The sequence below is a fragment of the Amycolatopsis sp. NPDC088138 genome, assembly GCF_044741685.1.
Taxonomy (GTDB): Bacteria; Actinomycetota; Actinomycetes; order Mycobacteriales; family Pseudonocardiaceae; genus Amycolatopsis.
The window spans coordinates 1,112,697-1,134,597 of sequence record NZ_JBIUTB010000002.1 but is presented as its reverse complement, the minus strand read 5'-3'; the positions used below and the strand labels follow the sequence as shown (position 1 = coordinate 1,134,597).

Annotated in this window: 18 protein-coding genes; 10 read left to right on the top strand and 8 right to left on the bottom strand. The window is 72.3% G+C overall.

The window, feature by feature from the left end:
* Positions 1-3 precede the first annotated feature (3 nt).
* The gene (locus ACIOD2_RS12900; protein WP_400537201.1) at positions 4-1,377 is read left to right on the top strand and encodes a class I adenylate-forming enzyme family protein; all 1,374 of its coding nucleotides are present in this window, start codon (positions 4-6) and stop codon (positions 1,375-1,377) included.
* On the opposite strand, the gene ilvD is transcribed toward ACIOD2_RS12900, so the two are convergent.
* On the bottom strand, positions 1,356-3,047 hold the full coding sequence (gene ilvD, locus ACIOD2_RS12895; RefSeq protein WP_400537199.1) for a dihydroxy-acid dehydratase: 1,692 nt from the start codon (positions 3,045-3,047) through the stop codon (positions 1,356-1,358). The genes ACIOD2_RS12900 and ilvD overlap by 22 nt on opposite strands.
* Before the next feature lie 115 nt (positions 3,048-3,162).
* Here ilvD and ACIOD2_RS12890 point away from each other — a divergent pair, with 115 nt between their 5' ends.
* On the top strand, positions 3,163-4,239 hold the full coding sequence (locus tag ACIOD2_RS12890; protein ID WP_400537197.1) for a dihydrodipicolinate reductase: 1,077 nt from the start codon (positions 3,163-3,165) through the stop codon (positions 4,237-4,239).
* On the top strand, positions 4,236-4,721 hold the full coding sequence (locus tag ACIOD2_RS12885) for a carboxymuconolactone decarboxylase family protein (protein WP_400537195.1): 486 nt from the start codon (positions 4,236-4,238) through the stop codon (positions 4,719-4,721). Before ACIOD2_RS12890 ends, ACIOD2_RS12885 begins: the two co-directional genes overlap by 4 nt.
* Before the next feature lie 30 nt (positions 4,722-4,751).
* Here the strand turns inward: ACIOD2_RS12885 and ACIOD2_RS12880 are convergent, their stop codons facing one another.
* Positions 4,752-6,308, bottom strand: a complete 1,557-nt coding sequence (locus ACIOD2_RS12880; protein ID WP_400537193.1) for a GMC oxidoreductase — start codon at positions 6,306-6,308, stop codon at positions 4,752-4,754.
* Positions 6,309-6,515: 207 nt separating this feature from the next.
* On the opposite strand from ACIOD2_RS12880, the gene ACIOD2_RS12875 reads away from it, so the two are divergent.
* On the top strand, positions 6,516-6,881 hold the full coding sequence (locus tag ACIOD2_RS12875) for an RNA-binding S4 domain-containing protein (protein WP_400537191.1): 366 nt from the start codon (positions 6,516-6,518) through the stop codon (positions 6,879-6,881).
* Positions 6,882-7,076: 195 nt separating this feature from the next.
* On the opposite strand, the gene ACIOD2_RS12870 is transcribed toward ACIOD2_RS12875, so the two are convergent.
* Together ACIOD2_RS12870 and ACIOD2_RS12865 are read right to left on the bottom strand one after the other, a co-directional pair.
* A complete protein-coding gene (locus ACIOD2_RS12870) occupies positions 7,077-7,460 on the bottom strand; it encodes a glyoxalase (protein ID WP_400537189.1) in 384 nt (127 codons plus the stop codon).
* A gap of 4 nt (positions 7,461-7,464) precedes the next feature.
* The gene (locus ACIOD2_RS12865; protein ID WP_400537187.1) at positions 7,465-8,334 is read right to left on the bottom strand and encodes an alpha/beta fold hydrolase; all 870 of its coding nucleotides are present in this window, start codon (positions 8,332-8,334) and stop codon (positions 7,465-7,467) included.
* Positions 8,335-8,424: 90 nt separating this feature from the next.
* On the opposite strand from ACIOD2_RS12865, the gene ACIOD2_RS12860 reads away from it, so the two are divergent.
* Together ACIOD2_RS12860 and ACIOD2_RS12855 are read left to right on the top strand one after the other, a co-directional pair.
* Positions 8,425-11,991 carry a BTAD domain-containing putative transcriptional regulator gene (locus ACIOD2_RS12860; RefSeq protein WP_400537184.1) on the top strand — a complete coding sequence of 1,189 codons (3,567 nt, stop codon included), beginning with the start codon at positions 8,425-8,427 and terminating at the stop codon, positions 11,989-11,991.
* 174 nt (positions 11,992-12,165) lie between these two features.
* Positions 12,166-12,468 carry a cupin domain-containing protein gene (locus ACIOD2_RS12855; protein ID WP_400537182.1) on the top strand — a complete coding sequence of 101 codons (303 nt, stop codon included), beginning with the start codon at positions 12,166-12,168 and terminating at the stop codon, positions 12,466-12,468.
* A 3-nt stretch (positions 12,469-12,471) separates the two neighbouring features.
* Here the strand turns inward: ACIOD2_RS12855 and shbA are convergent, their stop codons facing one another.
* Positions 12,472-13,113 (bottom strand): RNA polymerase sigma factor ShbA, encoded by a 642-nt coding sequence (shbA, locus tag ACIOD2_RS12850; protein WP_400538026.1) that lies wholly within the window; start codon positions 13,111-13,113, stop codon positions 12,472-12,474.
* Between the two features lie 349 nt (positions 13,114-13,462).
* Here shbA and ACIOD2_RS12845 point away from each other — a divergent pair, with 349 nt between their 5' ends.
* A complete protein-coding gene (locus tag ACIOD2_RS12845; protein WP_400537180.1) occupies positions 13,463-16,219 on the top strand; it encodes a TIR domain-containing protein in 2,757 nt (918 codons plus the stop codon).
* On the opposite strand, the gene ACIOD2_RS12840 is transcribed toward ACIOD2_RS12845, so the two are convergent.
* Entirely contained in the window at positions 16,212-17,009 is a 798-nt protein-coding gene (locus tag ACIOD2_RS12840) for a hypothetical protein (RefSeq protein ID WP_400537178.1), read from the bottom strand. The genes ACIOD2_RS12845 and ACIOD2_RS12840 overlap by 8 nt on opposite strands.
* A gap of 433 nt (positions 17,010-17,442) precedes the next feature.
* On the opposite strand from ACIOD2_RS12840, the gene ACIOD2_RS12835 reads away from it, so the two are divergent.
* The 3 genes from ACIOD2_RS12835 to ACIOD2_RS12825 all read left to right on the top strand — a co-directional run bounded on the left by ACIOD2_RS12835 (position 17,443) and on the right by ACIOD2_RS12825 (position 20,522).
* Entirely contained in the window at positions 17,443-17,601 is a 159-nt protein-coding gene (locus ACIOD2_RS12835; protein WP_400537176.1) for a hypothetical protein, read from the top strand.
* A 186-nt stretch (positions 17,602-17,787) separates the two neighbouring features.
* Positions 17,788-19,971: an ATP-binding protein gene (locus ACIOD2_RS12830; RefSeq protein WP_400537174.1), complete on the top strand. Its 2,184-nt coding sequence runs from the start codon at positions 17,788-17,790 to the stop codon at positions 19,969-19,971.
* Positions 19,972-20,369: 398 nt separating this feature from the next.
* Positions 20,370-20,522, top strand: coding sequence for a hypothetical protein (locus ACIOD2_RS12825; RefSeq protein ID WP_400537172.1), 153 nt, complete (start codon positions 20,370-20,372; stop codon positions 20,520-20,522).
* Between the two features lie 85 nt (positions 20,523-20,607).
* On the opposite strand, the gene ACIOD2_RS12820 is transcribed toward ACIOD2_RS12825, so the two are convergent.
* Both ACIOD2_RS12820 and ACIOD2_RS12815 read right to left on the bottom strand, forming a co-directional pair.
* A complete protein-coding gene (locus tag ACIOD2_RS12820; protein ID WP_400537170.1) occupies positions 20,608-21,234 on the bottom strand; it encodes a TetR/AcrR family transcriptional regulator in 627 nt (208 codons plus the stop codon).
* A gap of 27 nt (positions 21,235-21,261) precedes the next feature.
* Positions 21,262-21,882 carry a sulfotransferase family protein gene (locus ACIOD2_RS12815; RefSeq protein WP_400537168.1) on the bottom strand — a complete coding sequence of 207 codons (621 nt, stop codon included), beginning with the start codon at positions 21,880-21,882 and terminating at the stop codon, positions 21,262-21,264.
* Between the last annotated feature and the right edge of the window lie 19 nt (positions 21,883-21,901).

Below are 21,901 nucleotides of genomic sequence, written 5' to 3'. Positions count from 1 at the left end.
CGGGTGAGCTTCTTCCTGACGACCGTCCTGGCCGCCCTCGACGACGGCGGCGACCGCGTCCTGTTCCGCCAGGACGGCGTCACGACCTACCACCAGGCCCGGGACCGCCTGCGGCGACTGCACGGCGGCCTGGGCGAGGTCGGCGTCGTGGCCGTGGACGTCCGGAACCGGCCCGAGACCCTGCTGGTCCAGCTCGCGGCGCTCCTGCGCGGCGCGACCGTGCTGCTGGTCGCCGCGTCGGCACCACGCCAGGACCGCCTGGCCGCGGCCGCCGCGGCGGGCGTCACCACCGTCGTCACCGACCGGCCGCACGAGTGGCCCGCCGGCGACGTCCGCACGCTCGACGACCTCGACGGCGAGCCCCAGGAGCTGCGGCCGCCCGACGCCGTCCGTGTCCTCTTCCCCACTGGTGGCACCACCGGCACCCCCAAGCTCATCCGCCACAGCGGCATCTACGACGGCATGGCCTACATCTTCGCGCCGTCACCGGACGGCCCCGGCCGCACGCTGCTCGTCGCGCCGATGACGCACATGACCGGCCACGCCACCGTGCTCGGCACGCTCCTGCGCCGCGACACCCTGGTGCTCCAGGACGGCTTCGACGCAGGCGCCGTCCTTGAAGCGATCCAGGAGCACCGGATCGACACGCTCTCCCTGACCCCGCCCCGGCTGGCCGCGGTGCTGGACCACCCCGCATTAAAGGAAACCGACGTCAGCAGCGTCCGATCCCTGTCGCTGGGCGCCGCGCCGCTGCCGCCGCACCGGCTCGCGCAGGCGCTCGACGTCTTCGGCCCGGTGGTCGGCCAGGGATACGGCCTGACCGAGGCCCCGATGATCGCGAGCATCTCCGCCGCCGAACTCATCGACCACCCGGACCGGCTCGGCTCGGTCGGCCGGATCGTGCCCGGCATGGAGGCCCGGCTCACCGACGGCGAGGTCGAGGTGCGCGGACTGTCCATGATGGACGGTTACCTCGGCGGCCCGGAGATCGGCGCCGGCTGGCTGCGCACCGGCGACCTCGGCCGCTTCGACGGCGAGGGGTACCTCTACCTGCTCGACCGCGTGGACGACGTCGTCGTGGTCGGTGAGCACGGCACCAAGGTGCCCTCGACCGTCGTCGAGCACGCCCTCGCGACGCACCCGGCGGTCCGCGCGGCCGCCGTGTTCGGCAGGCACACCGTGGACGGCCAGGTGCTGCACGCCGTCGTCGTCACGTCCGGCGAAGTGACCGAAGACGACCTGAAAGAACACGCGAGAAGCGCGTTCGGCCAGGAGCACTACGTCCCGGCGAGCGTCTCCTTCACCGACGCGCTGCCGCTCACCGAGGTCGGCAAGGTCGACAAGCGCGCCCTCGCTCAGGTCGTGACGGCGCCGTAGGACGACGACCGGACCAGCTTGGCGTACTTGCCCAGCACGCCTTCCGGGAACTTGTTCGGCAGCGGCTCCCAGCCCTCCCGCCGCCGGGCCAGCTCGGCCGCGTCGACCAGCAGGTCGATGCTGCGGCCCTTGATGTCGACGGCGATCCGGTCGCCGGTCCGGACGAACGCGATCGGCCCGCCGTCGACGGCCTCGGGCGCGACGTGGCCGATGCACAGGCCGGTCGTGCCGCCGGAGAACCGGCCGTCGGTCAGCAGCAGGACGTCCTTGCCGAGCCCGGCGCCCTTGATCGCCGCGGTGATCGCGAGCATCTCGCGCATCCCCGGCCCGCCCTTGGGGCCTTCGTAGCGGATGACGACGACGTCGCCGGCCTCGATGTGGCCTTCGTTCAGCGCGGCCATCGCCTCCTGCTCGCGCTCGAACACCCGCGCCGGGCCTTCGAAGTTGGACGTGTCGAAGCCCGCGGACTTCACGACGGCCCCTTCGGGCGCGAGCGAGCCGCGCAGGATCGTGATGCCGCCGGTCGGGTGCAGCGGGTTGTCCAGCTTGCGCAGGACCTCGCCGTCGATCGGCTCCGGGTCCAGCTCGGCCAGGTTCTCGGCGACGGTCTTGCCGGTCACCGTGAGCGCGTCGCCGTGGATCAGGCCCTCGTCGAGCAGCGCCTTCATCAGCACCGGGATGCCGCCGTGGCGGTCGATGTCGTTCATGACGTACTTGCCGAACGGCTTCAGGTCGCCCAGGTGCGGGACGCGGTCGCCGACGCGGTTGAAGTCGTCGAGGTCCAGCGCGACCTTCGCCTCGTGCGCGATCGCGAGCAGGTGCAGCACGGCGTTGGTCGAGCCACCGAGCGCCATGACGACGGTGATGGCGTTCTCGAACGCTTCGCGCGTCAGGATGTCGCGCGCGGTGATGCCCTTCTCGAGCAGCCCGACCACGGCCTCGCCGGACAGGTGCGCGTAGTTGTCACGGCGGCGGTCCGCGGACGGCGGCGCGGCCGACCCCGGCATGCTCATCCCCATCGCCTCGGCGGCCGACGCCATCGTGTTCGCCGTGTACATCCCGCCGCAAGCGCCTTCACCAGGGCAGATGGCGCGTTCGATGCGGTCCAGGTCAGCGGTCTTCAGCCGCCCCGCCCGGCACGCGCCGACCGCCTCGAAGGCGTCGATCAGCGTGACGTCCTTTTCGGTGCCGTCGGTGAGCTTCACCCAGCCGGGCGCGATCGAACCCGCGTAGAGGAAGACCGACGCCAGGTCGAGGCGCGCGGCGGCCATCAGCATCCCGGGCAGCGACTTGTCGCAGCCGGCCAGCAGGATCGAGCCGTCGAGGCGTTCGGCCTGCATCACCGTCTCGACGGAGTCGGCGATGACTTCGCGGGAGACGAGCGAGAAGTGCATCCCGTCGTGGCCCATGGAGATGCCGTCGGACACCGAGATCGTGCCGAACTGCAGCGGGTAGCCGCCGGCCGCGTGCACGCCCTCCTTCGACGCCTGCGCCAGCCGGTCGAGGGACAGGTTGCACGGCGTGATCTCGTTCCACGAGCTGGCGACGCCGATGATCGGCTTGCGCCAGTCGCCGTCCCCCATCCCGACGGCCCGGAGCATGCCCCGGGCGGGTGCGGCCTCGATCCCGTCGGTCACGGTGCGGCTGCGGGGCTTCGGGTCGATCGTCATGACGCGCCTTCCGATACGACGTTCGGACGCACTGCATGCTACTCGCGTCCACGCGGTCCGCTCACCGGAACGATTTCCTTCCCGGACCTTCGCGAACCGGCGAAAACTCGGCGAAATGATCGCCACAGTGGTGTGGGGCACGGGCAACGTCGGCCGTGCGGCAATCCGGGCCGTCGAGGCCCATCCGGAGCTGAAGCTCACGGCCGTGCTGGTGCACAACCCGGACAAGGTCGGCCAGGACGCGGGCGCGCTCGCCGGCGTCGGCGACCTGGGTGTCACCGCGACCGACGACGTCGAGGCGGTGCTGGCGGCGAGCCCGCGCGCGGTCGTGTACGCCGCTTCGGGCGACGTCCGCTTCGACGACGCGCTGGCCGACATCGTGCGCGCGGTCGGCGCGGGCGCGATCGTCGTGACGCCGGCGCTGTACCCGCTCTACGACCAGCGCAACGCGCCCCCGGAGCTGCGGGACCCGGTGCTGGCCGCGATCAAGGACGGCGGCGGCTCGCTGTTCGTCTCCGGCGTCGACCCCGGCTGGGGCAACGACGTGCTGCCGCTGCTGATCAGCGGGCTCGGCACGGACGTCGACGTCATCCGCTGCCAGGAGATCTTCGACTACTCGACCTACGAGCAGCCCGACTCGGTGCGGTACCTGGTCGGCATGGGCCAGCCGCTGGACTACGACCCGCCGATGCTGATGACCGGCGTGCCGTCGATGGTCTGGGGCGGGCAGGTCCGGCTGATCGCGCGCGGCCTCGGCGTCGAGGTGGACGAACTCCGCGAGACGCTGCACCGGCGTCCCCTCGAAGAAACCGTGTCCACACGGACGATGGGCGAGTTCGAAAAGGGCACCCAGGGCGCGGTCCGGTTCGAGGTGCAGGGCATCGTCGACGGCGAGCCGCGGATCGTCATCGAGCACGTCACCCGCATCCACCCGTCGTGCGCGCCGGACTGGCCGACGCCGCCGAGCGGCGACGGCGCCCACCGCGTGATCATCGAAGGCCGGCCGCGGATCGAGGTCAGCATCGAATCCAGCGACGAAGGCGAAAACCGGTCCGCGGGCGGCAACGCCACCGCGGTCGGCCGTCTCGTCGGCGCGATCGACTGGCTGGCCGGCGCGGCCCCCGGCCTCTACGACGCACTCGACGTCCCGCTGCGCCCGGCAGCCGGCAAGCTCGGAAGGAGGCGCTCGTGAACATCGACATCCCCGAGGGCAAGGACCCGATCGGTTACGTGTGGGGCGAAATGGTGCCCGGCATCGGGATCGCCGCCTCGCAGTTTTCGCTGGCGGTCTACTCGCACACCACGTTGGGGCTGCGGGAGTTCGAGGCCGCGCGGCTGCGGATCGCGCAGATCAACGGCTGCGTCTTCTGCCTCGACTGGCGCACCGAACGCGACGGCGTCAAGGTCGAAGAGGAGTTCGCCGACGCGGTTTCCGACTGGCGCACCACGGATCTGTTCGACGAACGGACGCGCCTGGCGGCCGAGTACGCCGAGCGGTACGCACTCGACCACCACAGCATCGACGACGAGTTCTGGAAGCGGATGGCCAAGTACTACAGCCAGAAGGAGGTCGTCGAGCTGAGCATGAGCCTCGGTTCGTGGCTGGCTTTCGGGCGGCTCAACCACGTCCTGGGTCTCGACGTCGCCTGCGTGCTGCCGTCCCACCGGTCGTGAGGGGCGGGTTCGCCCCTCACGACCTTCAGGTCAGAAGTCCGTGGCGATGATCTTTTCGATGTTCCGTTCGGCCAAAGCCGTGATGGTGACGAACGGGTTGACGCTGGTGTTGCCGGGGATCAGGGAACCGTCGATCGCGTACAGGCCTTGATACCCGGCGAGCCTGCCGTAGTTGTCGGTCGCCTTGTTGAGCACCGCGCCGCCGAGCGGGTGGTAGGTCAGATGGTCGCCCCAGATCTTGTAGATGCCGAAGAGGTCGGTCCGGTAGATCGTCCCCTCCTTCGAGTTGATCTTGTCGAAGATGCTCTTCGCCATGTCGATGCCCGGCTGTTTCCAGGCGGTCTGCCAGTTGAGGTCGACCTTCTGCGTCGCCGGGTTCCAGCTGAACTGCGCGCGGTTCGGGTTCTTCGTGATGGACAGGTAGAACGACGCCCACGTCTCGATCCCGGTCGGCAGCGGCGCGACCTCCGCGAACGCGCCGCCCGCCGCCCAGTTGTCGATGCCACCGCACGGGATGGACGACTGGAGGCTGCCGGTCGGGTCCCAGATCTGGTTGGCCCGCCCGACCATCACGTTCCCGTTGTCACCCCAGTTCTTGCCGACCTCGCCGTTGAGGTTCGGCAGCGCGCCGGTGGCCTTGAGCTTCACGAGCAGCTTGCTGGTGCCGACGCTGCCCGCCGCGAAGAACACCTTGGCCGCCGTCACGACCTTGGTCACCGTCACGTCGCCCGTGGTGTTCAGCTGCTCGATCGTGACGGTGTAACCGCCGCCGGACGCGGGTGTCACCTTCGCCACCCGGTGCAGCGGCGAGATGGTGACGCGGCCGGTCGCCTGGATCTGCGGCAGGTAGGTCTTCTGCAGCGACTTCTTGCCGTAGTTGTTGCCGTACAGGATCTCCCCGGCCAGCGCGGAGCGCGGCACGGTGTTGGCCTGCTCCTGCTTCATGTAGTTCCAGTCGTAGACGTCCGGAACGAAGACGAACGGGAACCCGGACCGCTGCGCCTGCTTCCGGCCGACCCGCGCGTACTGGTAGCACTCGGCGGTGTCGAACCACGCCGGGTCGATCAGGCCGACGCCGAGACCGGCGTTGGCGCGCGGGTAGTAGGTGTTGTACATCTCGTTGGCGTCGACCGTCGGGAGGATCGCGCCGAAGTTCTCCCGCTTCGGCGTCACGGCCATGCCGCCGTTGACGAGGGAGCCGCCGCCGACCCCTCGGCCCTGGTACACGGTGATGCCGCTGAACTCCTCGGCGTCGAGGATGCCGGTGTACTTCGGGATGTCCTTGTCGATCGGGAAGCCGAGGAAGTTGGACAGCGGCTGCTTCGTCCGGGTGCGCAGCCAGAACGAGCGCTGGTCGGGCGTGGTCGTGTTGGCGAAGATCTTGCCGTCGGAACCCGGCGTGTCCCAGGCCATGCCCATTTCGACCAGCTGGACGTCGACGCCGGCCTGTGCGAGCCGGAGCGCGGTGACCTGGCCGCCGTACCCCGAGCCGATCACCAGGGCCGGGACGCGCGCCCCGTCGGAGATGGGACCGGCCGCTCTGGGCGTCGCACCGGCGGCTCGGCCGGCGAGAGCCGCACCGGCCAAGATAGAACCTGTTCCTGCAATGAAAAGACGGCGGGAAAGTGCCCCAGAACTTGTTCTCCCCATGGCTTTGTCGCTCATGTGATGTTCCTCACCGTTGAGGTATTTAGAACACGTTATAGCTCAAAGGTACAGACAAGTCGACATATACCCGCGAGTAACCTCCGGGCACGACGCAGTATTGGCGCGAATGGGCCATGATGGACGACTGTGGAGTCGACCCGAGTGGACCGCTGGCTGTGGGCGGTCCGGCTGACGAAGACCCGACCGGACGCCGCGGCCGCGTGCCGGGGCGGGCACGTGCGCGTCAACGACAAACCCGCGAAGCCCGCGACGACCGTGGTACCGGGCGACGAGGTGCGCTTCCGGATCGACGGAACAACCAGAATCCTCGACGTGGTACGGGTGATCCAGAAACGCGTCGGCGCCCCGGACGCCGCGACGTGCTTCGTGGACCGCACCCCGAAGCCACCCCCGGAGTCGGCGATCCCGGTCGCCCGCCGCGATCGCGGCGCGGGCCGACCGACCAAAAGGGAGCGCCGCGTGCTGGACGCGTTCCGCTCGCAGGATTCCTGACGCCCGCTCCCCCCACTGCTCAAAAGCCGTGAAGGCCACCTTGAGGGACTCTGAGTCCCTCAAGGTGGCCTTCACGGACTTGGGTCACCCGGCGGATCCGGCGGATCCGGCGGCTCGGCCGGCGGTGGCGCCGGGGCGACCCGCTGAAAGCCGTGAATGGCCCATTGAGGGACTCTGAGTCCCTCAATGGGCCATTCACGGACTTGGGGTCCGGGCGGAAGCGTCGGGGGTCAGGAACTCCAGGCGGTTGCCGAGGCAGTCGGTCGTGTAGAACCGGCGGTGGCCCGGAAAGCCGTCGTCCCATTCGACGGCACTTCCGTGCGCCTCGAGCCGGGCGGCCAGCGCGTCGAGGTCGTCGGCCAGGATGCCCGGGTGGGCCTTGCGGGCGGGCCGGAAGTCCGCCTCGACGCCGAGGTGCAGCTCCAGCCCGCCGGCCCGCACCCAGAGCCCGCCGCGGGCGGCCAGTTCGGGCGGTTTCGGGATTTCCGTCAACCCGAGCACGCCGATGTAGAACTCCCGGCAGCGGTCCTCGCTGCCCGGCTCGATCGCCAGCTGGACGTGGTGCAGGCCGAAGGTCATGCCTTCAGCGTGCCACCAGCGCGCGCAGCTCCTTCACGACGTCGGCGGGCGCCTCCTCGGCCATGAAGTGCCCGGACGACACCGTGCGATGGCGCAGGTCGGCCGCCCACGGGCGCCAGAGCGCCGTCGCGTCGTAGCCGAGCGCGGCACCCCAGTCCTGCTGCAGCACGGTGACCGGCATGCCGAGCCGGTCGCCGGCCGCCCGCGACGCCGTGTCGTGCTCGACGTCGACCGTCGCGCTCGCCCGGTAGTCGGCCACGATCGACGGCACGGCCTCGCGGGAGGCCCGCAGGTACTCGGCGCGGACGCCGGCCGGGATCGCGTCCGGGGCGAGGGTCCAGGCGTCGAGGAAGTGCCCGAAGAACGCGTCGGGCGCGCCGGCGATGAGCGTCTCCGGCAGGCCCGGCGGCTGGGCCATCAGGTAGAGGTGGAAGGCGACGGCCGCGCTGACGCCGTGCAGGACGTCCCACATGTCCAGCGTCGGCAGCACGTCGAGGATCGCCAGGTGGGCGACGGCGTCCGGGTGGTCGAGGCCGGCGCGGATGGCCACCAGCGCACCGCGGTCGTGGCCGGCGAGGGCGAACCGCTCGTGCCCGAAGGCGCGGGCGAGGGCGACGACGTCGGCGGCCATCGTGCGCTTCGAGTACGTCTCGCCGGTGTCCGCGGGCTTGTCGCTGTCGCCGTAACCACGCAGGTCCGGGACGAGGACGGTGTGGTCGGCGGCGAGGTCGGCAGCGACGTGCCGCCACATCAGGTGCGTCTGCGGGAAGCCGTGCAGCAACACGATCGGGGCGCCGGAGCCGCCGACAGCGACGTTCAGGTCCGTGTCGTCACCGACCGTGACGCGCTGGTAGTCGAATCCGGGGATCGGCATGGAAGTCCTTTCGGGGTGGTTGACCCCTTGAGCCTGCGTCAGGCCGATCAGCGTCCGGTCAGCACCGAGTGAGCGCGTTACAGTGCGTGCATGGTCTGGTTCGGCGTGCTCGGTCCGCTCGTGGCCGAGGACGAGCGGGGTCCCGTGGCGCTCAAGGGGCCGCGGCACCGGGCGGTCCTGGCGCGGCTGCTGATCGCGCGCGGCCGGGTCGTGCCGGTGGACGTCCTGGTCGGCGACCTGTGGCCGGACCCACCCGACGGCGCGGTCGGCGCGCTGCAGACGTTCGTGGCCGCGCTGCGCCGAGCCCTGGAGCCCGACCGGCCGCCGCGGACCCCGGCCACCTTGCTGGTCACTTCGGGACCGGGGTACGCGCTGCGCGCGGAGTCCGTCGACGCCTGGACATTCGAGGCCGCAGTGACCACGCCCGGCGCCCCACTGTCCCAAGTGGACGAAGCGCTCGGCCGGTGGCGCGGGCCCGCGTACGCGGAGTTCGCGGACGAGCCCTGGGCGCGCGGTGAGATCAACCGTCTCGAGGAGCTGCGTTTGCTGGGCGTCGAGCGGCGGGCGGCGGCGCTGCTGGAACTGGGCCGCGCGGCGGAAGCCGTGCCGGACCTGGAGGCGCACGTCGAGGCCTGGCCGTTGCGCGAGGACGGCTGGCGGCTGCTCGCGCTGGCCCTCTACCGGGCCGGGCGGCAGGGTGACGCGCTGGGAGCGCTGCGCCGGGCGCGGCAAGTGCTGGCCACCGAGCTGGGCGTCGACCCCGGTCCCGGCCTGCGGCAGGCGGAGGCCGACATCCTGGCGCAGGCCCCGGTCGCGTTGCCGGCGCCGGTGTCCGTCCCGCTGCTGGTGGGGCGTGCGGACGAGCTGGCCCAGTTGGAGACGGAATCCCGCACCGCAAGCGGCGGCCGGCTGCGGCTGGCCCTGATCTCCGGCGAAGCGGGCGCGGGCAAGACAGCGCTGGCGGAGGCGTTTTCGGCACGGCTGGCCGCACGAGGCTGGACGACGGCGTGGGGCGCCAGCCCGGACGACGAGGGCCTGCCGCCGGTGTGGCCGTGGACTCGGATCCTGGAAGGACTGGCCGGGCCGACCGTGGACGGCGGACCAGCCGCGGGCAGCGGGTCGGCCGCAGGCAGCGGACTAGCCGCGAGCAGCGGACCGACCGTGGGCAGCGGGCCAACCGCGGGCAGCGAGCCAACCGTGAGCAGCGAGCCAACCGTGAGCAGCGGACCGACCATGGGCGGCGAGCTGACCGCAGGCAACGGGTCAGCCGCGGGCAGCGGGCCGACCGCGGGCAGCGGACCAGCCGCAGGCAGCGGGCCGACCATGGGCGGCAGGCCGACCGCGGGCAGCGGGCCGACCATGGGCGGCAGGCCGACCGCGGGCAGCGGGCCGACCATGGGCGGCAGGCCGACCGCGGGCAGCGGGCCGACCGTGAGCGGCAGGCCGACCGTAGGCAGTGGATCAGCCGGGGGCGGCGGGTCGGCCGCGGGCAGCGGATCAGCTGTGAGCGGCGGACCGACCGTAGGCAGCAGGCCAGCCGCGAGCGGCGGGCCGACCGTACGCAGCGGGCCAGCCACGAGCGGCGAGTCTGTCGTCGGCGGCGGCCCGGCCGCGGCCGGGCCGGCTCTGCCGGGTCGCGTGCCCTCGCTCGATCCTGAGCCGGGCGGTGATCCCGTCGCGGCGCGGTTCCGGCGGCACCAGGCGGTCGCCGCCCACCTGGCCACGCTCGGCCGCACCGCCCCGCTGCTGCTCGTGTTCGACGACCTGCAGTGGGCGGGCGCGGAAACCCTCACCCTGCTGGCTTCCGTCGTGGCCGACCCTTCCGTGCGGCACGTGCTCGTCGTCGGGACGCACCGCAGCACCGACCTGCCGCCCACGCTGGCGGAGTTCCTCGGCCGCGTCGCCCGCGCCGAGCCCGCGCGCGTCTACCTCGGCGGGCTGCCCGCGGACGACGTACGCGACCTGGTGCGCGCGACGCTCGGCCACGACGTCCCCGCCCCGGCCGCGGCGGCGATCCACCGGCGCAGCGGCGGCAACCCGTTCTTCGTGCGGGAGCTCGCCCGGCTCTTCGACACCGACGCGTCGGCGGACGTGCCTCCCGGTGTCCGCGACGTCGTCCGCCACCGGACCTCCCGGCTGCCCGCCACCGCGCAGGAGGTGCTGCGCCGGGCGTCGGTGCTCGGCCGGGACGTCGACCTCGTCCTACTTGGTTCGGTCTCCGGCGCCGACGTTCTCGACGACGTCGAAGCCGCCGTCCGGGCCGGGTTCCTGGTCGAGCCCGCGCCGGGCCGGGTCCGGTTCGCGCACGACCTGGTGCGGGACACGCTCTACCACGATCTTTCGCGCACGCGCCGGGCTCGCTGGCACGCCGCCGCCGGCGAGGCGCTGGAACGGCTGCGGCCTGACGACGTCGACGCGCTGGCCCACCACTTCCTGCTGGCCGACAGCCCGTCCGCGGTGCGCTACGCGCGTCAGGCGGCGGAACGCGCCGAGCGCCGGGTGGCCCCGCACGAGGCGGCACGGCTGTGGCGGGCCGCGCTGGATCGCGCCGGCGACGACGTCCGCGAGCGGCTGGACCTGATCATGGGTCTGGTGCGGGCGCTGGCCGTCACCGGCTCGTTGGCGGAGGCGCGCGAGCACCGTGCGGAGGCCGTGACGCTGGCGGAGAAGCTCGGCGACCCGGTGCTGACGGCGTCGATGCTGGGCGCGTTCGACGTCCCGGCGATCTGGACGGCCAGCGACGACCCGGAGCTGGCCGCGCGGATCGTCGCGGTCGCCGAAAAGACCCTGGTCGCGCTGCCACCGGAGCGGCGGGCCGAGCGCGCGCGGCTGCTGGCGACGCTCGCGCTGGAGCTGCGCAACACCGGCGGCGACCGCGGCCGGGAGGCGGCTCGGGAAGCCGAAGCACTGGCGCGGGAGCTGGGTGACCCGGCGCTGCTGGCGTTCGCGCTCAACGCGCGTTTCATGCAGGCGTTCGACCGGGCCGGCCTCGCGCCGGAGCGGGCGCGGATCGGGCGTGAACTGGTCGACGTCGCCGCGTCACACGGCTTGGTGACGTTCGAGGTGCTGGGGCACCTGGTGCTGGTCCAGGCGTATTCGGCGCTGGCCGACCTGCCCGCGGCGGACACCCACGCCGCCACGGCCGACCGCCTGGCGGAGGTGCACGACCTGCCGCTGGTCGGCGTGTTCACGCAGTGGTACCGCGCGCTGCGGGCGAGCATCACCGGCGACCCGGCGGCGGAGGCCCTCTTCCGCGCGGCGGCGGCCCGCCTCCCGGGGACGGGCATGACCGGCCTGGAGGACGGCATCCTCGACTTCGCCCTGCTGTGCCACCGCGTCCAGCGCGACGAGTCCACAATGGACTACGTCGGCGAGGCCCCGCACGACCTCCTGTACGAGGCCCACCTGTGCCTCCAGGCCCTTACCGCCATCGCCGCCAACGACATCCCGGCCATGACACACCTGTACGACGCCCTCCTCCCCGCGGAGGCCGAGCTGGCAGGCGCGGGCAGCGGCCTGCTGACCCTCCGCCCAGTGGCGTTCTACCTGGCCGAACTGGCCACCGCGCTCGGCCTCCCCGCCACCGCCCACTACCGCACAGCCCTGCACGTCGCCCGCCGCTGCAACGCCCCCCACTGGATCAAGTCCCTCACCTAACCGACCCTCCAGGCACGCGAACCGACTCCCAGGTACGGCGTACCGGAACGGCGAACTCGCGTACCCGGACGGACGACTCGCGTACCCAGAGGGACGGCTCGCGTGTCCAGAGAGTCGGCACCACCTGCGGAAATCCGCCACCGCGCCCCGCGCCGGACGCCTACCCTGGGACGGGTGAGCGACAGCGAGAACTTCGAGGGGCGCGACGTCGGGTCCGGGATCTCCGTCATCCGCGAGAGCAGCGACGTCGTCGGATCCGGGCCGCGGCTGCACCGGCACCCGTACGTCGAGACGTTCGTCATCATCCGGGGGCGGGCCCGGTTCACCATCGGTGACGAGGAGCGTGACGGCGAAGCCGGGGACGTGCTCGTCGTCCCGGCCGGCACGCCGCACAAGTTCGCCGTGCTCGGGCCCGGGGTCTACGAGGCCGTGCACATCCACGAGAACGACCACTTCGTCACCGAATGGCTGGAGTGAGGCTCAGACCTCGCCGTCGCCGATCATGCCGCGCAGCTTGGTGAGCGCGCGGTACTGCGTGATGCGGACGTTGCCCGCCGAGATGCCCAGCGCCTCCGCCGTCTCGTTCGCCGAGAGGCCGACGACGACCCGGAGTGACAGGATCGCCTGGTGCAGCGGCGGCAGCGTCGCCATCAGCCGGCCCAGCCGCGCGCCGAGGTCCATCTCCAGCACGTGGTTCTCCGGCTCGTTGCCGCCCAGCGGCCGGTCCGGCAGCTCCGACACGGGCTTCGAGCGGTCGCGCGCCACCGAGCGGAAGGCGTCGGCGACCTTGTTCGCCGCGATCGCCCGCACGAGGTACAGGAACGAGCCGCCGCGGTCCTGGTAACCCGGCAGCACCTTGAGCACCGCGAGCAGGACCTCCTGCGCGACGTCGTCGGCCGAGAGGTACGACAGGTCACGGCCGCCGATCCGGGCGCGGCAGTAGCGGGCGACCGTCGGCTTGATCAGCCGCAGCAGCGCCTGGATCGCCTCCGGGTCCCCGGTGCGCGCCGCCGCGACCACCGGGTCGAGGTCCTCCTTGGTCAGCTTCCCCTCCGGCCGGGGAAGCCGGCCAAGCACGGTGTAACCGTCGACATCGTCCGCCAGGACCGTCTCCGACGCCATGGTTTCCATGGGTTCCCTCCTCGTTCCGCCACCGCCCCGCCGATGGCGGAAAAGCGTTCTGCGCAGGAACCCGATTTCTGTTCCGACAATCGGATATCGAGGCGTTGACCAGCAGCGTTGCACGACCGGGCTTCTTGTCCAGATATTGTCCGTTAACCAGAAACGGCCCACTGGAGTTACCCGGCGGTCACCACCGGCGCACACTGGTCAAATTCTTGACAGTTCACACCGTATCGCGGGAACCGGTAGCGAAATCAAGCCCCGCGACGATGCTCCGCCCGTGAATGTCCCCTACTTCCAGGACCTGAACCGATGATCACCCATTGAACGCCGCCGGAGAGTGTGCCCGATGACGGATCCCGATCCCGGCCTGCCCGTTACCCGTGCGGCGGACCGGTTCGACGTGTTCCTGTGTTCCCCGCGGGCCGCCCCGGACGACGCGGCGGCCGAACGGATCGAAGAAGCGCTGCTGGCCGGCGGGCTGCGCGTTTTCCGGCCCGCTCGAATCGACGATTTCGACAAGATCACCGGGGAAATCGCCGAGGCGATCGCCGGTTCCCGGGTGCTTCTCGCCTGCTATTCCCGCCTGCTGCCGACCCGATACGCCTGCCAATGGGAACTGACGGCGGCGTTCGCGGCCGCCCGGCGCCACGGCGATCCGGCGGACCGCGTGCTGGTGCTCAATCCCGAATCCGGTACCGCGCACCTCGCGCCGGCCGAACTGGCGGGCACGCCGTTCTTCACCGGCCCGGTGACCACGGCGAACCTGCCTGACCTGGTCGCGAAAGTGCGCCGGAAAGTGGCCGCGACGGACGGCCCGCTCGGGGCGCCCACCGGAGCACCGGTCCCGGGCCGGCCGGTCGGCCGCTACCCGGCACTCTGGGCCGTCCACAGCGCCCTCTTCCCGGGCGGCACCACCGGCGCGCGGCCGGTGGCCGTCGTGCGCGGGCTGCCCGGCGTCGGCAAGACGGCGCTGGCCGAGCGGTACGCCGCGCTGTTCCGCGACGCCTTCCCCGGTGGCGTCATCCGGACCGGCCCGTTCGGCCACCACGACCCGGACGACTTCCTCGCGCAGTTCCACCTCGGGCTCGCGCGCGCGGCCGCGCGGCGGCTCGGCACGGACGTGTCCGGCCTGGACCTCGACCGCCTGCGCGCCCTGCTCGCCGACCGGATCGGCGCGGCCCGCGAGAAGGTGCTGGTGCTCGTCGACGACGTCCCGGCCGGCCTGCCGCCCGCCGTCCTCGACCGGCTCGTGCTGCCCGGTGACCACGCCCGCACCCTGGTCACCGGCCGGTCCGGCCCGTGGGCCGCGGCGAACGTGGACATCACCGACCTCGCCGGCCTCACCCCCGAGGAGAGCGTGCGGCTGTTCTCGGAGTTCCGGGAGCCGTCCGACGACGCCGAGCGCGCGGCCGTCCGGCGATTCGCCGACCGCTGCGACGGCCACCCGATCACCTTGCGCGCCACCGCTTTCACCGTCCGGCACCGGTCCCGCGCGCTGACCGGCGAGGTGCTGGACGCCCTGCCCGACACGGCGCCGCAGGCCGTCCGTGACCTGCTCGCCGTGCTCGGCGGCCAGGCCCGTGAGCTGGTCCGGCTGGGCGCGGTGCTCGCGCCCGTCCCGATCCCCCTGGCGCTAGCTTCCGAGGTGCTGGGCGGGATCGAGGACGCGGCCGCGGAGCTCGTCACCCGCGGCCTCGCCACGGAAAACGCGGGCGAACTGCGGTTCCAGGCCCTCACGCTCGAGGTCGCGCGGACCGGCCCCGCCCCGGGCGACCTCCCGGCTCGCGCGGCCGAAGTCCTGCTCAGCTGGCTGGCCGCCGATCGCGGACCGCGCGACTTCCTGCTGCAGCACGCCCGCGTCGTCGCCGAGAGCGCGCCGGCCCACCGGGTGCGGCTGCTGCGCCCGATCGCGGCCGCGCACGAGGCCCAGGGCGACCCGGCCACGGCCGGCGAGATCCACGCCGTGATCCTCTCGACCGGCGAGGGGACGTCGGCGGACTACACCGGCGCGGCCCGCGTCGAGATCGCCTGCGGGCTGTACGCGGAGGCCGCCGGGCACGCGCGCGAGGCGCTCGCGCTGGCCGACGGCGACGCGGAGCTGCACGCCGCCGGGCTGACCGCGGCGCAGGCCCTCGACTGCCAGGGCGACTACGCCGAAGCCGACCGGACGTTCTGGCGCCCCAACGGTGACCGGCTGCCCGAGGACGGCGAGGAGCGCTACCGGTTCGCCGCCGCCGCGGCCCTCGCCCACCGGCTCCGCGGCCGGCCGCGGGATGCCGTCGCGCTCCTCGAACCGGTGCTGGCGGAGGCGCGGGACGCACCCGGCGAACTCGCCGCGGCCGTCCGCCTCGAGTACGCGCGAAGCCTGCAGCTGACCGGACAACCGGGACGCGCGCGGGAGGTCGCCGGCGAGGTCGTCACGGCTCATCACGCCGCGGGCCGGGAGCGGCACGCCCGCTGCGCCGAGGCGGAGCTGGTCCGCGCCGACGCGATGGTGGCCCTCGACCTGGCCGACCTGCGCGCCGCCCCGGCCGACTGGGAACGCTCGGCGGCCGCGCTGCGCGAGCTCGCGGAGGGCTACGCACGCCGCTACGGCACCGAAAACCCGCTGACCCTGACGGCGACCGGGCTCGCCGACCGGGCGCTGCTGGCGCTCGGCCAACCCAAACGCGCACTGGCCGTGCTGTCGGCGACCGAGCAGGTCGTGCTGCGGGTGCTGGGCGGGGATCACCCGCTGAGGTACCGGATCCGGCACGGCATGGGCCTGGCGCACGGGCAGCTGCGCGAGTTCGGCCGCCAGGCCGAACTGCTGGAGAGCGTCCTCGAACCGCAGATCCGCCTGCTCGGCCGGACCCACCCGGAAACCCTCGAGAGCCGCCTCGACCTCGGGATCGCGCTCGCGCTGAGCGACGGCCCGCGCCGCCGCGCGACCGAACTCGTCGACGGTGCCGCCCGCGACGTCGCCGACGCGCCCGGCGTCAGCACGGAACTGGCGGCCAAGGCCCAGGCGGCCAAGCAGGTCGTGCGGCTGCCTCAGCCGTTCGTGTCCGCGCTCTTCACCGTCGAGCGGGTGATCTGGCCGGGCCGGGCCGGCGTCAGTTGACGTCCGCGGGCTGCCAGCGGATGCCGTAGGCGAAACCGGGCGCCAGGTTCCGGAACCGGACGTGCACCTCACCGGAGTCGTCGGCGGTCAGCGCCGTCCCCCGCGCGGACGTGTCACGAGCGTCGTCCTGGAACGCCTTTTCGAGCAGCACGATGTGCTCCGGCACCCGGTCGCCGAACTTGACGTGCAGGTCGAACAGATCGCACGGATGACGCGGCACGCACACGTAGTGCGGTTCCCGGATGCTCGCCCGGAACCGCAACGCGATTTCGTGCTGCTCACCGCGCCGCAGCGGCTCGGGCAACCGCAACGCCAACCCGATCCGGTCACTCGACTCCATCGCCCGGCTGGTCAGCACACCACCGTGGAAGACGTCCACCTGCAGATCCGACTCGTGCACGGATTCGCCCGACTGGGCCGCCGCGCTCAGCGTCAGCGCCAGATCCAGCTCGGTGATTTCGTCGGCGTCCGCGACGACTCGCCGGAATTCGAACGCCTCGGCCGCCGGCTGCCCCAGCGTCAGCGCCACCCGCAGTTCTTCGGTGTGCCAGCTGCGGCTCGGATACCGCGGCCCGGGATCGGGTTCGGCGTCATTGACCGCCATTGCGGCGATCTGTTCGATCCCTTCGTCGATGCGACGGCGGACCGTCCGGTCGTCGCGCTGCAGCGTGATCGCGGCCCAGCGCACCCGTTCCTGGTAGAACGGCTTCCGCGCCTTCTCGTGCAGGGCGAACGCGGCGAGCAGGACGACCTTCAGGTCCTCCGGCAGCGCTTCCGCGAGTGGCCGCAAACGACCGGACAGTTTACGCTGCATCTCGGCCTGGTCGTCATCTTCCAGAATGCCGCATATGGCGCGCAGCGCCGGACCGACCCGATCGCCGAGTGGTGTGGTGAAAATTCCCCTCCCCTTACGGAGAATCTTCAGCTCGCCGACCACATCCGCCGCTCTGAGGACCACCGTTCCTCCCCTCGCCGTTCCGCGCACGGGGGTCAATACTCGTCAGCACCGCGGCCCATGTCCAGTCGATCATGGTACGGCATACGGATCGTTATCACGCGGTTTCCTTTCCTCGCGTTAGCGGAAACAGGAAACTCCTTGTCGAGCCGTTCGAGGCCACCGCATTCTTGGTGAGCCGCAGTGATTCCGCGGCAAAAACCACAAGACCACGGGCGTTCCCGTGTTGCCGAGTGCTGCCCTGGCGCGCGTTGTCGAAGGAGTCGAAATGAAGGTGTTCTGTTCGTTTTCGCTGCTCCTGCGGCTGGCTTTCTGGGTGGCGGGCACGGCCCTCGTGGCCGGTCTCCTGCTGGGCCACCAGGAGGAGCCGGTCCCCGCGGAGCGAGTCACCACCGTGGTCGCCGCACACGGAGAGGAGGTGCGGTAACCATGCAGACCCACGCGATCGGGCTGTTCCTCGCCCTGCTGACCGTCGTCTTCGGCTGAGGACGGGGCCATGCGTGACGAACACGGGCTGTGCGCACAGCGGCCGGCCGGGTCCGCGGACCCGGCCGGCCACCCACGACGGCGTTCCGGCGGCGTCATAATGCTTCTGCGACGGGGGTGGATGCGGATGGGCGAGCGAGCGACGTTCGGCGCGGAGCTGCGCCGCCTCCGCCGGGCCGCCGGGCTCTCCCTCACCGGTCTCGCGGAGCGCGTCCACTACAGCAAGGGCTATCTGAGCAAAGTGGAAACCGGGCTGACCACACCGAATCAGGCGCTGGCCGCGCTGTGCGAGGCCGAGCTGGACGCGGCCGGGGCGCTCACCGCGCTGCTGCCCCGCGAGCCCGCGCGGCGGCGCACCCGTCCCGACGTCCGGGCGTCCGGGCTGCCGGCCGCGACCGGGGACTTCACCGGCCGCGCCGAAGAACTGCAAGCGGTGCGCGACGCGCTGGAAGCCGACGGCGGCGTGTGCGTGGTCTCCGGGATGGGCGGCGTCGGCAAGACGGCGCTGGCCGTCCGCTGCGCGCACCGGCTCGAGGCGGGGTTCGCCGACGGCTGCCTGTTCGTCGACCTGCGTGGGCACGGTGACGGCGCGGTGGATCCGGCGGCCCTGCACGATCGCCTGCTGCGGGTGCTCGGCGTGCCCGCCGAACGGATCCCGGCCGACCCGGACGACCGGGCGGCGGCGTACCGCTCCCGGCTGCGCGGGCGGAGCCTGCTGCTGGTGCTGGACAACGCGGCCGACGCGGCGCAGGTGCGGCCGCTGCTGCCGGCCGAACCCAAGTGCCGGGTGCTGATCACCAGCCGGTCGCGTCTCAGCGCACTCGACGAGGCCCGGCACGTCTCCCTCGACGTCCTACCCGCCGACGCGGCGGCGGGGTTGTTCGCCGCGCTCACCGGAGCGGACGCCGCCGACGCGGCCCGCGTCGCCGACCGCTGCGGCCGGCTCCCGCTCGCCGTCCGGATCGCCGCGGCGCGGCTGCGGGCCCACCCGGCGTGGGACGTCGCCGAACTGGACCGGCGGCTGGCCGTCGAAGCCGAGCGCCTCGGCGAGCTGGACGACGGCGAACGCAGCCTGTCCGCGGCCTTCCGGCTGTCGGCGAGGCAGCTCGGTGACGCCGAGGCCCGGCTGTTCGGCCTGCTCGCGCTGCACCCCGGCGGCGACCTCGACCTCCACGCGGCGAGCGCGCTGGCCGGGCTCGCACCGCGGGAGACCGACCGGCTGCTCGACCGCCTGCACGACGCGTACCTGGTCACCCAGCCCGCCGCCGACCGGTACGGCTTCCACGACCTCCTCCGCGCGTTCGCCGCCGAGACCGGCGAAGCCGCACTCGAACCCGAGGAGCGGCAGGCGGCGTTCGGGCGGCTGGCGGCGTTCGCCGTCCGGAGCGCCGAACAGGCCGACCGTGTGCTGACCCCGCAGCGCTACCGCCCTGTGGTCACCTACCCCGCCGGCCTGCTCGAGCCGGCGCCACTCGAGGGCGTCGCGTGGTTCCGCGCGGAGTGGCCGAACCTGGTCGCGCTGTGCCGCCGGGCCGGGGAGCTCGGCGAGCACGAGCGCTGCTGGCAGCTGGCGTTCTTCCTGCGCGGGTACTTCTTCCTCGCGAAGCTGTGGGACGAGTGGATCACGACGCACCGCTGGGCCCGCGCCGCGGCCGAGAAGGCGGGCGACCGCTGGGCGGTGGCGACCACGACGGCCAACCTCGGCATCGCCCTGGTCGACCGGGGCGACATCGACGGCGCGTCCGAGTGCTACGACGAAGCACTGCGGGAGTACCGCGCGATCGGCGACCGCCACGGCGAGAACACCGCGCTGGCCCACCACGCCTGGGCCGACCACTACCGCGGAGAGCACGGGTCGGCCCTGCGGGATTTCCTTACGGCGCTGGAGTTCTACGAGCAGATCGGCAACCGCCGCAGCGCCGCCATCACCAGGCGCGGCATCGCACTGGTGCGCGTCGCGCTGGGCGAGGCCGCGGCAGGGGCGGAGCTCGCGGCGGCCACGCTGACGGTGTTCGACGAACTCGGCTTGGAGCACGACGCTGTGCTGGCCCTGAACTGCCTGGGCTGGGCCCGGTTCCACACGGGCGAGCTGGACCAGGCCGCGGCGGCCTACCGCGAGGCGGCGGCCCGGGCGGAGGCGTGCGAAAGCGACCACGAGGCGGCGCGGGCTTACACGGGGTTGGGCAATGTCGCGTCGGCCCGCGGGTTGGCGGCGGAGGCGGCGGGGTATTGGGCCCGGGCTGATGAGACGGATCCGGGCCTGGATCCGGTGGTGGTCGGTGAGACCCGGGTTCGGCCGGGGAACAGCTGATCCAGCGGGTTTGAGGCGAGCCTGAACCCACCTCGGCGAACCCAAGCGCGGCCGGGGTCCGGATCTGGTGAGTCCGGCACAGGCACACTCCGCCACCGACCACAGCGAACCTGGGTCGGCCAGGACGAACCGGATCGAGCGGGGTTGAGGCCGGCGCTCCCCGGCCACCACCGACCGTGGCGAACCCGAGCAGCCGGGGTACAGCTGATCCGGCGGCTATGAGGCGAGCCGGAACCCAGCTCGGCGAATCCAGGCGCGGCCGAGGTTCCCCGGACCCGGCGAGTTCGAACGGGGCAACCGAGGCGCCGATCCCCAGCAAGCAGGCCGCCAGGCGCTACACCTGATCGAGCGGCTTCGGCGCTGACCTCCACGGGTATTTGTTGATCATGAGCCCGAGGATGTGGCGTTTGCTGATTTCCGGGACCTTGCGGCTGTTCCTCGTCACCGCCGCGCCCACCGCGGTGCACCTGCCCTTGCTCGTGGGGCTGGCCGCCACCGTCATCGCCTTTGTCGTGCCGGCGCCGCGGGGGCGCCGCGATCAGCCCACCTAACGACGAACGGGCCACGGCCCTCGTCGATGGAGGATTCTGGACGCCCAGCGTCCCGAATCCTCCATCGACACCTCGGGAGGCGGAACTACCGGGTCACCACGCGGGCCAGCACCGCCGGAACATCCTGCTCGAGCGAGGACGCGGCCGAGCCCGCCAGGTGATGCAGCAGGGCCTGCTGAAACAGGCCGTCGAACAGGGCGTACGCCACCGGCGCCGAGACGTTGACCGGGAGCGAAGCCAGTTCCGCGTAGCGCGAGACCACGTGCCAGATCATCTCTTCGCGGCGCCGGTCGATCTCCAGGACGTCGGCGCGGAAGGACTCGTCGAAGAGGCTCTGGTTGCGCAGGTCGTACCAGAGGCGATGCATCTTCGCGTCCGTGCGCAGGGTGCCGGCCATCGCTGCCGCGAAGTCGTGCTCCAGCTCTTCGGCGGTGCGGGCGCGGGCCACCAGCTCGTCGTAGCGGGTTACGCAGACCTCCTCGAACTGCCGTACGCAGTGGGTGAGCAGCTCGACCTTGTCGGCGAAATAGTAGTGCAGCACGCCGTGCGAGAAGTCCGAGTTCTGGGCGATCTCCCGCAGGCTGGTGCGCGCGTACCCGAGCTCGGCGAGCGTCTGCAGCGCCGACTCGGCCAGCTGCGCCCGGCGCTCGGTGAACTTGTCGACGCCGCGGCGGGAGATGCGCTCCCGCGTCCGCTCCTTCGCTTCGGTCACCGATTCAGTCTATCGGGCCCTTGACGATCAGCCGCCGTCGAGAAAGCGCTCCACGGTGCCTGTGAAGTCCCCTGAGTCGTTGACCCGCGGGAACGACTCGGGCGGCACGTCCACGCCCAGGAACGCGCACAGCGGCTCCCAGCCCTCGCGCACCTCGTACACCAGCAGCTTCTCCGCCGGGACCGCCGCCGCGACCTCGGCGTTGTGGCGGGTGAACCACGCGATCGCGGCGTCGCGGCCGGTGTGGCGGTAACCGTGCTCGGCCAGCGCCGCCACGAACTCGGTGGTTTCGGCGCCCAGCTTCGCGAAAACCTGGTCCAGCACCGGGTCGAAGATGGTCCGGACCGCGCTGCGGTACCAGCTCTCCGGATCCCGGACGCTCAGCAGGACCTTGGCGTCCGGGAACAGGTCCAGCAGCTCGCGCCACAGCAGGCAGCCCGGGAAGTCCGCCGTGGCCCGGTATCCGGCGACGGCGGCGCGCAGGGCCTCGCGGTCGCCGCGCAGCGCGGCCGTCCAGCGCACCGTGGCGGCCGGCTCGCCGAGGACGTCGGCCATGTGGTGACACGGCCCGCGGCCCAAGGCCTCGAGGGCGGCGCGCACGGACATCGTGCCTGTGCGGCCGAATCCGGCGCCGATCACCTCGACCATCTACGCATCCTGGCACACC